Below are 13681 nucleotides of genomic sequence, written 5' to 3'. Positions count from 1 at the left end.
CATCACCCGCGTAGCACGGCTGTCAGTGAACGTACTACATTGAGTAGTCGTAGATTTCGGAGCAGGTGAGGAGCGTTCTGACGTGGCCGGTGAGAAGGCGTGCGGGTGCGCGATGGGCAGGCGGGGCCTGTTCGGCGCAGCGGGAACGGTCGCGGCCGTGGGCGCGGTGAGCGCGTGCGGGGGTGAACCGCCCGCTCCGCAGGAGGTGCGCCGCGGTCACGTGGTCGGCAGCACCGACGACGTGCCCGAGGGCGGGGGAGCGGTCTTCAGCCACAGCAAGCTCGTGGTGACCCAGCCCGAGGAGGGCGAGTTCAAGGCCTTCAGCGCGGCCTGCACCCACGGCGGCTGCACGGTCCAGGAGGTCCATGACGAGCTCATCCACTGCCTGTGCCACGGCAGCAAGTTCGACTACACCTCCGGTGAACCCGTCCAGGGCCCGGCCGAGGACCCCCTGGAGGCGTTCACCGTGACCGTCGAGGGCAACGACATCGTGCTCGACTAGGACGTGGACGAACGAAACGGGGCGCCCGGAACCGAGAGTTCCGGGTGCCCCGTCACGTGTGCGGGGAACGCGGGGGGTCAGGCCTCTCCGGGGTCGCCGCCCTCGGGGGAGCCGTTCCGCTCGTGTGCCACGGCGCCGGCGCCGGCCCCGGCCCCGACACGGCGGAACGCCGAGGTGGGGAACTGGGAGGCGTAACCGGACTCCTCGGAGGAATCGGCGACGAACTCGGTGCGCTTGCGCGGCAGGGACTTGGGGTAGTTCTCGGCGAGCCAGGAGATCATCTGCTCGCGGATCTCACAGGCGATGAACCACTGGGTGTCGGTGTGGGACGCGGTCGCCACCACACGCACCTGGATCTCGCCGGTCTCGGCGATGTCCACGATCTGGCAGGACCAGCTGCGCCCGTCCCAGTTGTCGCTGGCGGTGATGATGCGGCCGGCCTCCTCGCGCATCTGCGCGATCGGCACCTCCCAGTCGAGCGGGAACTGCACCTTGGCGGTGATGTTGGTGCCCTGCTTGGTCCAGTTCTCGAAGCTGGTGGTGGTGAAGTTGGCGACCGGAACCACGAGGCGGCGCTCGTCCCAGATCTTGATGGTGACGTTGACCAGGCTGAGCTCCTCGACCCGGCCCCACTCGCCCTCGACCACGACGACGTCGCCGATGCGCAGGGCGTCACTGAAGGCGAGCTGGAGCCCGGCGAACAGGTTGCCGAGTGTGGACTGGGCGGCCACACCGGCGACGATGCCCAGTACACCGGCCGAGGCCAGGAGCCCGGCCCCGAGCGCCTGGACCTCTTCGAAGGTGAAGAGGATCGCTGCGACCGCCAGGGTCACGATGACGGAGGTGATGACCCGGCGCAGCAGCCGGACCTGTGTCTGCAGCCGCCGCGCGCGACGGTCGGCGTCACGGCTGCTCAGGTCCAGGCGCGCCAGGATCGAGTCGGTGAAGGCGTAGGCCAGGGTGACGAAGAACGCGGTCAGCGTCGCGATCATCAGGATGACCATCACGTGGTCGATGGTCTGGTAGATCGAGCGGTCGATGAGGTCGGTGCTCGGCATGCCCAGGTTGGCGCCGACCACGGCCGCGGCGGTGTAGGCGGTGACCCTGGTGCGGGCGACGATGAAGTCGGCGAGGTTCCACACCTTGGCGAGCTTGTACTTGAGTACCCAGTGCGCGGCCGCAACCAGGAGGACGGCGACCGCTATGCTCACGCCGAGTGTGATCCAGTCCCCCATTCCTACGTTTTCCACGTCGAATGGCCCCCTTAAGTAGTTCATGTCGGGCTGTTCCTGTGTACCCGACCAAAGTAGAGCATCCAGATACTCAATCGTGACGTTTGTGCGATCGCTCGTTGGTGAACGGGCTGCATCCCGTGCCCCTACGGCGGTCCGGGACGCGGTCACGTCACTGTGACGTCTGCGGCACCGGTGGCCGTATGTCGTGGGGACCGACCAGAATGGGGGCATGGCTGCGACTCCTCACCTGCGTCCCGCCCCCGGAAGCATCCCGACCTCGCCGGGCGTCTACCGGTTCAAGGACGCGTCGAACCACGTGATCTACGTGGGCAAGGCCAAGAACCTGCGCTCGCGGCTGTCCTCCTACTTCCGCGACTTCGCCGGGCTGCACCCGCGCACGCAGCAGATGGTCTCCACCGCCGCCGACGTCGACTGGACCGTGGTCGGCACCGAGGTCGAGGCGCTCCAGCTCGAGTACTCCTGGATCAAGCAGTACGACCCGCGCTTCAACGTCAAGTACCGCGACGACAAGAGCTACCCCTACCTCGCGGTCACGCTCGGCGAGGAGGTCCCGCGCGTGCAGGTCATGCGCGGCGCCAAGCGCAAGGGCGTGCGTTACTTCGGCCCCTACTCCCACGCCTGGGCCATTCGCGAGACCGTCGACCTGCTGCTGCGCGTCTTCCCGGTGCGCACCTGCTCGGCGGGGGTCTTCCGGGGCGCCCGCAGCAGCGGCCGCCCCTGCCTGCTCGGTTACATCGGCAAGTGCGTCGCCCCCTGCGTGGGACGCACCAGTCCCGAGGAGCACCGCCGCCTCGTCGACGACTTCTGTTCCTTCCTCGCCGGCGACACCGGCCGTTTCATCCGCGATCTCGAGAAACAGATGGGCGAGGCGGCCCAGGAGATGGAGTACGAACGCGCCGCCCGCCTGCGCGACGACATCGCCGCCCTGCGCGCCGCCCTCGAGAAGCAGGCGGTCGTCCTGCCCGACTCCACCGACTGCGATGTCATCGCCATGGCCGAGGACCAGCTCGAGGCGGCCGTGCAGATCTTCTACGTGCGCGGCGGACGCATCCGCGGCCAGAGGGGTTATGTCGTCGACCGGGTCACCGATGCCGGAACCGGCGAGCTCATGGAGACCCTCCTGGGCCAGCTCTACGGCGACGGTGAGGGCAGTGCCGACGACCCCGCCGAGGAAGAACCCGGAACAGTGGCGCCGCGCGAGGTCCTGGTCTCGCACGAACCCTCCGACCGCAGCGCCCTCGGCGCCTGGCTCTCGCAGCGCCGCGGTTCCAACGTCGACCTGCGCGTCCCCCAGCGCGGCGACAAGAAGTCGCTCATGGAGACCGTGCAGAAGAACGCCCGCGAGGCCCTGGCCCGGCACAAGACCCACCGCGCCGGCGACCTGAGCACCCGCGGCCGCGCCCTCAACGAGATCCAGGAGGCCCTGGACCTGCCCGAGGCGCCCCTGCGCATCGAGTGCTACGACATCTCCAACCTCCAGGGCGACCACGTGGTCGCCTCCATGGTGGTCTTCGAGGACGGCCTGGCCCGCAAGTCCGAGTACCGGCGCTTCCAGGTGCGCGGCGGCGGACAGAACGACGTGGCCGCCATGCACGAGGTCATCACCCGCCGGTTCAAGCGCTACCTCGAGGAGAGCGCCCGCAGTGGTGAGGTCGCCCGCATGGGTGAGACCGGCGACCACGGGGGACACCAGGGCGAGGACGAGCCGGCGCCGGGCAAGTTCGCCTACCCGCCCAACCTCGTGGTGGTCGACGGGGCCCGCCCCCAGGCCGAGGCCGCCCGGCGCGCCCTGGACGAGCTCGGCATCGAGGACATCGCGGTGTGCGGGCTGGCCAAACGCCTGGAGGAGGTCTGGCTGCCCGACGACGAGGACCCGGTGATCCTGCCGCGCACCGGGGAGGGGCTGTACATGCTGCAGCGGGTCCGTGACGAGGCGCACCGCTCCGCGATCCGCTACCACAGGCAGAAGCGCGCCAAGGCGCTCACCGGCAGCAGCCTGGACGAGCTCGCCGGTCTGGGCCCCTCGCGCCGGGCGGCCCTGATCAAGGAGTTCGGTTCGGTCCGCAGACTGTCCGAGGCCACACCCGAGGAGATCGCGAAGGTGCCGGGGATCGGCCCGAAGATGGCCGAGACCGTGCACGACCACCTGACCGGCGGCGGCAAGGCGAAGACGGACGAGAGCAACGACGGGGGAGGAGACGCATGACGGTCGAACTGGGTGGGGAACTACCGCCGGAGGTGGTGGTCGTCACCGGTATGTCCGGGGCCGGGCGCAGCACCGCGGCACGCGCCCTGGAGGACCTGGACTGGTTCGTGGTGGACAACCTTCCCCCCGGACTGCTGCCCACCATGATCGAGCTGGCCGGGCGCACCCAGGGGGCGGTCCCGCGGGTGGCCGTGGTCGTCGACGTGCGCTCGCTCGCCTTCACCGAGGACCTGTTGTCCACCGTGGAGGAGCTGCGCAAGCGTGACATCGTCGCCCGGGTCCTGTACCTGGAGGCCGGTGACGAGGCGCTCGTGCGGCGCTTCGAGGGCGTGCGGCGTCCCCACCCCCTGCAGGGGGACGGTCGGCTGACCGAGGGCATCGCCCGCGAACGCGAGACCCTGAGCGCGGTGCGCGGCGAGGCCGACCTGGTCATCGACACCTCCCAGCTCAACGTGCACCAGCTCAAGGCCCGGGTGATCGGGTTCTTCGGTGAGAGCGACGAGTCCCGTCCCCGAGCCAACGTGGTCTCCTTCGGGTTCAAGCACGGTCTTCCCGTCGACGCCGACCTGGTGCTGGACTGCCGCTTCCTCCCCAACCCCCACTGGATCCCCGAGCTCAGACCCATGAACGGGCGCGACGAACCGGTGCGCGACTACGTGCTGTCCCAGGACGGTGCCAAGGAGATGCTGGAGGCCTACACCGAGGTCCTCAAGCTCACCACAGCCGGTTACCAGAGGGAGGGGAAGCACTACATGACGTTGGCCGTGGGGTGTACGGGCGGTAAGCACCGCAGCGTGGCCATGGCGGAGCAGTTGGCCGACCGGCTGCGCGGCCAGGGGGTCGAGGTGAACGTGGTCCACAGGGACGTGGGCCGGGAGTAGGATCCCCGTGAACAGCAGCACGGGACGAGGGGGCAGGCCTCGACGATGTCCAGCAACACAGCCGTGGACGGCGACGACGAGCGCCCGCCACGGGTGGTCGCACTCGGAGGAGGGCACGGGCTCCACGCCTCCCTGTCCGCTCTCCGCAGGGTCACCACCGACGTCACGGCCATCGTCACGGTCGCCGACGACGGGGGTTCCAGCGGTCGGCTGCGCCAGGAACTCGGTGTGCTCCCGCCCGGCGACCTGCGTATGGCCCTGGCGGCGCTGTGCGGCGACGACGAATGGGGCCACACCTGGAGCCAAGTGCTCCAGCACCGGTTCCGCAGTGAGGGCGACCTGCACGGGCACGCGGTCGGAAACCTGCTCATCGTGGCCCTGTGGGAGCTGCTCGGGGACTCCGTGGCAGGCCTGGACTGGGTCGGTCAGCTGCTGGGTGCGCACGGGCGGGTCCTGCCGATGTCCTCGGTGCCGCTGGAGATCGTCGCCGAGGTCCAGGGCGCCGACCCCGAGCGCCCCGGGGAACTGCGCACCGTGCGCGGCCAGGTCGCTTGCGCGAGTACCGGCGGTTCGGTGCGGACCATCTCCCTGGTCCCCGAGGCCCCGCCGGCCAGCAAGCAGGCGCTCAAGGCGGTTCGCGAGGCCGACTGGGTGGTCTTCGGCCCCGGTTCGTGGTTCACCAGTGTGCTGCCGCATCTGCTGGTCCCCGAACTCGCCGAGGCGCTCGTTACCACCCGCGCGCGGCGCCTGGTCACCCTCAATCTGTCGCCCCAGCGGGGTGAGACCGACCACTTCCGTCCCGAGACCTATCTCGAGGTGCTGCGCGAGCACGCCCCGAAACTGGGTGTGGACGTCGTGCTGGCCGACCACGGCACCGTCGAGGAACCCCTGCCCCTCGACCAGATGGTGCGCGCGCTCGGCGGGAGCCTCGAACTCGACCGGCTCAGCCGTGACGACGGCACTCCGCGCCATGACACCGAGCTCCTGGCCGCCGCGTTCGAACGGATCCTGGCCAGGTGAAGGGTTCGAGGTGACCAACGTGCGGGCCCCGAGCTGCGGACGCACCCGGAGGTGCTCGCCCCGATCCTGGAGGCGGCCCGCAGGGGCCCGGTCACCCCGCCGTACTCGGCCGAGGACGCCGAACACAACCAGGCCGTGGTGTTGCGCGAACACCTCGAGGAACGCCTGGCCGAGGGCTCCGGGGGCAATTGAGGCACACCGGCACGAAGCCCGACACGCTGCAGGTCAAGCGGGGGTCGGGGATGGGCAACACGCCGTCCAGGGGTCGGCCATCGGCACCTCGTCGCGTAGTGTGCCACGGAGACGGTCGGCCGTGAGGACGTCACGGGCGGCCGGAGCCCGGTGTCGTGTGTGGGGCGCCGGGTCGGTCCAGTTCAAGGGGAGGATCGCGGCGATGGCGATGACCGGCGTGGTGAAGGATGAATTGAGCCGTCTGGCCATTCTGAAGCCATGCTGCCGTAAAGCCGAGGTGTCCACCATTCTCCGGTTCACGGGGGGCCTGCACCTGGTGGGCGGGCGTATCGTCATCGAGGCCGAGCTGGACACCGGCGCGGCCGCGCGGCGACTGCGCAAGGATATCTCGGAGGTCTTCGGCCACGAGTCCGAGGTGGTCGTGCTCTCCCCGAGCGGGCTGCGCAAGGGCAATCGGTACGTGGTCCGGGTGATCAAGGACGGCGAGTCCCTGGCCCGCCAGACCGGCCTGGTCGACAACAACGGCCGCCCCGTGCGGGGGCTGCCCCGCCACGTGGTCGCCGGGGGCGCCTGCGACGCCGAGTCGGCGTGGAGGGGCGCCTTCATCGCACACGGTTCGCTCACAGAACCGGGCCGTTCGATGTCGCTGGAGGTGACCTGCCCCGGTCCCGAGGCCGCCCTGGCACTGGTGGGGGCCGCGCGTCGGCTGAAGGTGCACGCCAAGGCCCGTGAGGTGCGCGGTGTGGACCGTGTGGTGGTGCGCGACGGTGATTCCATTGGTGCGCTGCTCACGCTGCTGGGAGCCCACCAGAGCGTCCTGGCCTGGGAGGAGCGCCGCATGCGCCGCGAGGTGCGCGCGACCGCCAACCGCCTGGCCAACTTCGACGACGCCAACCTGCGCCGCAGCGCTCGTGCCGCGGTGGCCGCGGGCGCGCGTGTGGAACGGGCACTGGAGATCCTGGGCGAGGAGGCTCCAGAACACTTGGTGGCCGCCGGGAAGCTGCGCCTGGCGCACAAGCAGGCCTCGCTCGAGGAGCTGGGCCAGCTGTCGGTCCCGCCGCTGACCAAGGACGCCATAGCAGGACGCATCCGCAGGTTGTTGGCGATGGCCGACAAGCGTGCGGGGGACCTGGGCATCGAGGGTACAGAGGCGAACCTCACTCCGGACATGCTCGTGCCCTGACGCCGACCCGCGGTGTGCATATGTGTGACTCGCACCGGTCACGCCCCGGGCTGCGGTGTGCACCTTTGTTAACTGCGGAAATACGCTGATAACTTCGTTTAATGGTCTAGACCTCTTTGCTTTGCAGTGCCAGGATGGTCGCGGATCCACGAGAGCGAGACCGGTCGGCGGGAGCGGACCGAGAACGGTTCCCCGCCGGTGCTCCGCTAGGCTCTCTGTGAACACCTGATAAGCGTTCACGCTGCTCAACATGGTCGGGTTCCCCGTGCCGGGGTCCGCTGCCGGGCGGCGCCCGAACGCGCGGGTCGACAGTGATGTGCGACATTTGAGGAGAACAGTTCCGTGACTATCCGTGTAGGCGTCAACGGCTTCGGACGGATCGGCCGCAACTTCTGGCGCGCGGTCGCGGCCGGCGGCAGCGACATCGAAATCGTCGCGGTCAACGACCTCACCGACACCAAGACGCTCGCGCACCTGCTCAAGTACGACACCGTGCTCGGCAAACTCGAGGGCGAGCTCGAGGTCGGTGAGGGTCAGATCCGCATCGGCGACAAGACCGTGAAGGTCCTCGCCGAGCGCGACCCCGCCAAGCTCCCGTGGGGAGACCTGGGCGTCGACGTGGTCATCGAGTCCACCGGCATCTTCACCAAGGCCGAGGACGCCAGGAAGCACATCGAGGCCGGCGCCAAGAAGGTCGTCATCTCCGCGCCTGCCAAGGGCGAGGACATCACCGTGGTCCTGGGCGTCAACGACGACCAGTACGACCCGGCCGACCACGACATCGTCTCCAACGCCTCCTGCACCACCAACTGCGTGGCGCCGATGGCCAAGGTCCTCAACGACGCCTTCGGCATCACCCGCGGCCTCATGACCACGGTCCACGCCTACACCAACGACCAGGTCACCCTGGACTTCCCGCACAAGGACCTGCGCCGCGCCCGCGCAGCCGCGGAGAACATCATCCCGACCACCACCGGTGCCGCGAAGGCCACCGCCCTGGTCATCCCCGAGCTCGAGGGCAAGCTCGACGGCATCGCCATGCGCGTTCCCGTCCCGGACGGCTCCGTCACCGACCTGGTCGTCGAGCTGGACCGCGACGTCACCGCCGACGAGGTCAACTCCGCCTTCAAGGCCGCCGCCACCGAGGGCGACCTCAAGGACGTCCTGGTCTACACCGAGGACGAGATCGTCTCCTCCGACATCGTCGGCACCTCGCCCTCCTGCACCTTCGACTCCAAGCTGACCATGGCCTCGGGCAACCAGGTCAAGATCGTCGGCTGGTACGACAACGAGTGGGGTTACTCCAGCCGCCTGGTCGACCTGGCCAAGCTGGTCGGCACCCGCTGAAGAGCCCGGCCGACGCCCTCGGGCGCCCGGAACCCGGACGGCACCCCCTCGCCCCGCGCGAGGGGGTGCCGCCGTGGGCGCGCCCCGGGCACGGCGCGTCCACACAGGGGCCAGCCCCTACTCACCCCACAGAAGGAGCCCGGCCGCGGCCGGGCCGACCACCGAGGAGAACCAGCATGCGGACGATCGACGACCTCGACGTCTCCGGCAAGCGCGTGTTCGTCCGGGCCGACCTCAACGTGCCCCTGGACGGCGACCGGATCACCGACGACGGTCGTATCCGTGCCGCCGTGCCGACCATCCGCGCACTCAGCGAGCGCGGCGCGCGTGTCATCGTCGCCGCCCACCTGGGCCGTCCCAAGGGTGCGCCCGAGCCCCGCTACTCCCTGCGCCCCGTCGCCTCGCGCCTGGGTGAGCTGCTCGGCGCCGAGGTGGCCTTCGCAACCGACACGGCCGGGGAGTCCGCCCGCACCACCAGTGAGGCCCTCACCGACGGCTCCGTCGCGCTCCTGGAGAACGTGCGCTTCGAGCCCGGCGAGACCAGCAAGGACGACGCCGAGCGCGGCGAGCTCGCCGACCGCTTCGCCCAGCTCGCCGACCTGTACGTGGGCGACGCCTTCGGCGCGGTACACCGCAAGCACGCCAGCGTCTACGACCTGCCGGCCCGCCTCCCGCACGCCGTCGGCGGCCTGGTCCTGACCGAGGTCCAGGTCCTCAAGAAGCTCACGAGCGACCCTCAGCGCCCCTACGCGGTCGTGCTCGGAGGCTCGAAGGTCTCCGACAAGCTCGCCGTCATCGACAACCTGCTGGGTACCGCCGACCGGCTGATCATCGGGGGCGGCATGGTCTTCACCTTCCTCAAGGCCAAGGGCTACGAGGTCGGCTCCAGCCTCCTGGAGACCGACCAGATCGAGGCCGTCAAGGGCTACCTCGCCCAAGCCGAGCGCGAAGGCGTGGAGATCGTCCTGCCCGTCGACGTGGTCGCCGCCGAGAAGTTCGCCGCCGACGCCCAGCACGGCGCCGTCGACGTCGACGCGATCCCCGCCGACCGCATGGGGCTGGACATCGGCCCCAAGAGCCGCGCGCTGTTCGCGGAGAAGCTCGCCGACACCCGCACGGTCTTCTGGAACGGCCCCATGGGCGTCTTCGAGATGGAGCCCTACGCCGGCGGCACCCGCGCCCTGGCCCAGGCCCTCATCGACTCCGACGCGTTCACCGTCGTGGGCGGCGGCGACTCCGCCGCGGCAGTACGCGCCCTGGGCTTCGACGAGGCCGCGTTCGGCCACATCTCCACCGGCGGCGGCGCGAGCCTGGAGTACCTCGAGGGCAAGGACCTGCCCGGCATCGACGCCCTCTCCTAGGGCCTGTTCGGCGAAGACCCGCCGCCTGCTGCGCGACGGAAGGCGTCCACCGAGAGGCCCTGGGGTTTCGCCCACTCCTGCCAGACCACCGTGAACAAGAGGGATACCGACCATGTCCAACCGCCTGCCGCTCATCGCCGGCAACTGGAAGATGAACAACAACCACCTGGAGGCCATCGCGCTCGTCCAGAAGTTGGCGTTCGCCCTGGAAGACAAGGACTACGACAGTGCCGAGGTCGTCGTCCTGCCGCCCTTCACCGACCTGCGCAGCGTCCAGACGCTCGTGGACGGAGACAAGCTCCGTGTCGGCTACGGGGCCCAGGACGTCTCCGCCCACGAGAAGGGTGCCTACACCGGCGAGGTCTCCGGCTCGATGCTCGCCAAGCTCGACTGCTCCTACGTGCTCGTGGGCCACTCCGAGCGCCGTGAGTACCACGCCGAGGACGACTCCGTGGTCAACGCCAAGGCCAGGGCCGCCTTCGCCAACGGCGTCGTGCCGATCGTGTGCGTGGGCGAGGGCCTGGACGTACGCAAGTCCGGCAACCAGGTCGAGCACGTCATCGGCCAGATCGACGGCTCCCTGAAGGACATCACCACCGAGCATGCCGAGAAGCTCGTGGTCGCCTACGAGCCCGTCTGGGCCATCGGCACCGGCGAAGTGGCCACCCCCGAGGACGCCCAGGAGGTCTGCTCGGCGATCCGCACCCGCCTGGCCGAGCTCTACTCGCCCGAGGTCGCCGGCGCCGTGCGCCTGCTCTACGGAGGCTCGGTCAAGGGCGACAACGCCGGCGACATCATGGGTCAGGACGACGTCGACGGCGCCCTGGTCGGCGGCGCCAGCCTCAAGGCGGACGACTTCGTCAAGATCATCCGTTTCGGCGACTCCGAGTAGGAGGTCGGGCGGCCCGACGCGGTGATCCCTCAGGCCCCGCCGTGAGCTGCGGTGCGGCCTGAGGGACGCGAGCACCGCGCGTCCGGGCTACACTTCGCTGTGGGGTCCTTCCGTACCTCACGGTGGTCCCTCCCGTGTCACCATGGGCACGGTAAAATCCGAAAACGTCCCCGGCCTCCTCAGCCTCCCGCTCGCCGCCGGGCCGGCGAGTGGCATGCGGGGGTCGTGGTGTCCATCTTTCCCCCCACTGTGGGGTCGAGCTACGGGTGAGCGTGTGATCCTCGGTCTGTCCATCTTCGTGATGCTTCTCAGCGTGCTGCTGATCTTCCTGGTGCTCATGCACAAGGGCAAGGGCGGCGGTCTGTCCGACATGTTCGGCGGCGGCGTCACGTCCTCGCTGGGCGGTTCGTCCGTGGTCGAGCGCAACCTCGACCGCATGACGGTCGCGGTCGCGATCGTCTGGATCCTCGCCATCGTGGTGCTGGGCCTGTTGCTGAACCGGGGCGCCATGTAGTTCCCGGTCTCCCCGGACCGGAGCACCGCCGCCGACCCCACGGCCGGGCGGCAGGCGCCCCCGTTCACCGTCATGTCCGCCGGGGACGCCGGCGGGTCCGCCGAAGGAGTTTTTCGTGGGTATGGGTAGTGGCAGTGCCATCCGTGGCAGCCGGGTCGGAGCCGGCCCCATGGGCGAGGCGGAGCGGGGCGAGTCCGCACCGCGTATCCGCGTCCCGTTCTACTGCGCCAACATGCACAAGGTTGTGCCGAGCTTCGCCAGTGAGGCTGCGGTCCCCGAGGAGTGGGACTGCCCCCGCTGTGGTTTCCCCGCCGGCAAGGATCGAGCCAACCCCCCGGCACCCCCGCGCACCGAGCCGTACAAGACCCACCTGGCGTACGTGAAGGAGCGGCGCAGCGAGGAGGAGGGCAAGCTCATCCTCGACGAGGCGCTGGAAAAGCTGCGCGCCGACCGCGCTGCGGTCGAGGCCTACATGGAGGCCTCCAAGAACTGAGCATTCCCGCGCCCCGCGCGCATCAGGAGACTTCCGCATCGGGGTCCGTCCGGTTTCCGGGCGGGCCCCGATGCGTGTGCGGGGCCGGCCCGGAGGGGTCGGGGCACGTGCCGTAGAACATGAAGGGCCCAGAGGAATTCTCATTCCTGGGACTGGTGTGGCTGGTGAGAAATAAGGTGAGCCGCACATCCCCGATGCCCCCACCCTGGAGGAGATGGTGTCGATGTCCTCGTGCCCGACCGGCGGAGACCACGACTGGGTCCTCGGCGACGACCGGAAGTTCCAGTGCGCCAAGTGCGGGGCTCAGAGCGCCCGGCGGTTCTGAGAGCCCTCCCCGGGACGTACCGTGCCCCGCGCGGTCAGTTCACCCCGGTCCGAGGCCCGCCACGTGACGGGCTCGCCCACGGTCTCGGCCACGCCCTTGGCCCAGCGCTCCAAGGGGGCGAACTGATCGGGACCCTCCCGCAGCACGGTGCGGCCCCGGTAGGAGACACCGTCCAGGACGACGAGCTCCCCGTCGATGCGAAGTTCCGTGTCGTACTCGTGCGTCTTCGGTCTCATGGACGGCAAGCCTAACGTCGTGCAATGTGGACGGACCGTGCTTTCTGGGAATTCCGTCCGCTCCCACGGCACCGAACACGTGTGGGACTTGGAAGAATGGGGGCATGGCTTCCCCCGATCCCACGGACGTTCCCCCTGACCCCACGGGCGCTCCCGAGGGCGCGGACGCCGCGCCCCGGGGCGTGCCCTCGGACCTGACCGCCCGCCCCGGCAGCGTGTCCCACCTGCGGCGGTACGTGAGTCTGCGCGGGCCCAACACCCGCATGTGGATCGCGGTGGCCTACTTCTCGGCCCTGCTGACCGTCGGGTTCCTGGTCGTGCTCGGTTCCCTGGCCTGGGAGGTGCTCGCCGGCCGGGCCACGGCCGGATCCATGTCGCTGTGGGGATCGGCCGCCGTCGTCATGGCCTTCATCGGGCCCGGCAGCAACGTGGTGGTGTTGAGAGGCCTGCCCCAGCGCATCACCCGGCAGGGCATCAGCGCCGACAGCGACGGGATCACGGTGCTGCAGGAACGCAAGTGGTGGTTCCACGGCGAGGGCACCTTCATCGCCTGGCCCGAGATCCGCCGCATCCGCGAGGTGACCGCCGGGTCCCGCCGCCACACATTCATCGAGGTCGTGCTGAACACCCACCGCTCCGACGCGGAACTGCCGAGCTGGGCCGAGAGGGCCGAGCGGCTGGGGCTCGACCCGGCCGATCCCGACACGGCCACCCGGTTCTACGTGCAGGTGCCCCGGGACCACGGCGAGAAGATCCTGCGGATGGTCCAGCGCACCGCGCCCTTGCCGGACTTCGTCGAACGCGATCCCCTGGCCCGCTAGGTGTGGGTGTTCGGGGAACACCTTCCGTCGCTCCGACGGGTACTTCGGCGGTGGTGTCGTTGGTGGCTGGTGGCTGGTGGCGGGGTTGGTTTGTGCTTCTGTGGGCTGTTCTGCGGGGGTGATGGAGGCTCTTGATTCGGGGAGGGCGAGAGGCGCGCCGCATCGAGGAAGTATATCGAGGAAGTATTCCGAAGGGCCGGCTTCTGTGGTGTTGCCTCGGGGGTGGTGGTTCGTCGGGGGTCGGGATCGTAGCCCGGCCGGGCCGCTTCGCAACCCGCGTCGGCGCCACCGCCGGACGCGTTCTCTTGTCGGGACGGTGCGGGTGTGGTGGTGGGTCGGTCCCTGGCGCCTCGGGGTGTGCGTTCCGGCCCTGTTGGCCGGGCTGACCCGACCCGCACCGACGAACCCCTGTTCACCCCCGAGGCCCCCTGGCAGCCCAAGAGAACGGGGGG

14 protein-coding genes are annotated in these 13681 nt (G+C 69.7%); 12 read left to right on the top strand and 2 right to left on the bottom strand.

Translation table 11 applies throughout. The annotated features are described in order from the left end of the window. The first annotated feature begins 112 nt into the window (after window positions 1-112). Window positions 113-502, top strand: coding sequence for a Rieske (2Fe-2S) protein (locus tag D474_RS0126880; protein WP_026118836.1), 390 nt, complete (start codon window positions 113-115; stop codon window positions 500-502). 77 nt (window positions 503-579) lie between these two features. Here D474_RS0126880 and D474_RS0126875 read toward each other — a convergent pair whose 3' ends face one another. Next, window positions 580-1737, bottom strand: coding sequence for a mechanosensitive ion channel family protein (locus D474_RS0126875; protein ID WP_017616571.1), 1158 nt, complete (start codon window positions 1735-1737; stop codon window positions 580-582). Window positions 1738-1966: 229 nt separating this feature from the next. Here D474_RS0126875 and uvrC point away from each other — a divergent pair, with 229 nt between their 5' ends. The 10 genes from uvrC (at window position 1967) to D474_RS0126825 (ending at window position 11847) form a co-directional block, all read left to right on the top strand. Next, window positions 1967-3964, top strand: a complete 1998-nt coding sequence (gene uvrC, locus D474_RS0126870) for an excinuclease ABC subunit UvrC (protein ID WP_017616570.1) — start codon at window positions 1967-1969, stop codon at window positions 3962-3964. Then, on the top strand, window positions 3961-4845 hold the full coding sequence (gene rapZ, locus D474_RS0126865; protein ID WP_017616569.1) for an RNase adapter RapZ: 885 nt from the start codon (window positions 3961-3963) through the stop codon (window positions 4843-4845). Before uvrC ends, rapZ begins: the two co-directional genes overlap by 4 nt. A 45-nt stretch (window positions 4846-4890) precedes the next feature. After that, complete coding sequence (locus tag D474_RS0126860; protein ID WP_017616568.1) at window positions 4891-5865, top strand: gluconeogenesis factor YvcK family protein; 975 nt, start codon at window positions 4891-4893, stop codon at window positions 5863-5865. A 33-nt stretch (window positions 5866-5898) separates the two neighbouring features. Then, complete coding sequence (locus D474_RS32900; RefSeq protein ID WP_394296547.1) at window positions 5899-6057, top strand: DUF488 family protein, N3 subclade; 159 nt, start codon at window positions 5899-5901, stop codon at window positions 6055-6057. A 202-nt stretch (window positions 6058-6259) separates the two neighbouring features. Then, on the top strand, window positions 6260-7240 hold the full coding sequence (gene whiA / locus D474_RS0126850; RefSeq protein WP_026118835.1) for a DNA-binding protein WhiA: 981 nt from the start codon (window positions 6260-6262) through the stop codon (window positions 7238-7240). 342 nt (window positions 7241-7582) lie between these two features. After that, complete coding sequence (gene gap, locus D474_RS0126845; protein ID WP_017616565.1) at window positions 7583-8587, top strand: type I glyceraldehyde-3-phosphate dehydrogenase; 1005 nt, start codon at window positions 7583-7585, stop codon at window positions 8585-8587. Between the two features lie 176 nt (window positions 8588-8763). Continuing rightward, complete coding sequence (locus D474_RS0126840) at window positions 8764-9948, top strand: phosphoglycerate kinase (RefSeq protein ID WP_017616564.1); 1185 nt, start codon at window positions 8764-8766, stop codon at window positions 9946-9948. A gap of 112 nt (window positions 9949-10060) precedes the next feature. Beyond that, window positions 10061-10840, top strand: a complete 780-nt coding sequence (tpiA, locus tag D474_RS0126835; protein ID WP_017616563.1) for a triose-phosphate isomerase — start codon at window positions 10061-10063, stop codon at window positions 10838-10840. 274 nt (window positions 10841-11114) lie between these two features. Continuing rightward, window positions 11115-11354 (top strand): preprotein translocase subunit SecG, encoded by a 240-nt coding sequence (gene secG / locus D474_RS0126830; protein WP_017616562.1) that lies wholly within the window; start codon window positions 11115-11117, stop codon window positions 11352-11354. Between the two features lie 121 nt (window positions 11355-11475). After that, on the top strand, window positions 11476-11847 hold the full coding sequence (locus tag D474_RS0126825; RefSeq protein WP_083932025.1) for an RNA polymerase-binding protein RbpA: 372 nt from the start codon (window positions 11476-11478) through the stop codon (window positions 11845-11847). 303 nt (window positions 11848-12150) lie between these two features. On the opposite strand, the gene D474_RS0126815 is transcribed toward D474_RS0126825, so the two are convergent. Beyond that, the gene (locus D474_RS0126815; protein ID WP_017616559.1) at window positions 12151-12408 is read right to left on the bottom strand and encodes a hypothetical protein; all 258 of its coding nucleotides are present in this window, start codon (window positions 12406-12408) and stop codon (window positions 12151-12153) included. A gap of 104 nt (window positions 12409-12512) precedes the next feature. Between D474_RS0126815 and D474_RS0126810 the strand changes: the two genes are divergently transcribed. Beyond that, window positions 12513-13229, top strand: a complete 717-nt coding sequence (locus D474_RS0126810; RefSeq protein WP_017616558.1) for a hypothetical protein — start codon at window positions 12513-12515, stop codon at window positions 13227-13229. The last annotated feature ends 452 nt before the right edge of the window (window positions 13230-13681 follow it).

The sequence above is a fragment of the Nocardiopsis salina YIM 90010 genome, from assembly GCF_000341025.1.
Classification (GTDB): domain Bacteria; phylum Actinomycetota; class Actinomycetes; order Streptosporangiales; family Streptosporangiaceae; genus Nocardiopsis; species Nocardiopsis salina.
The sequence above is the reverse complement of the archived record's forward strand: the minus strand, read 5'-3'. Positions and strand labels throughout refer to the sequence as shown.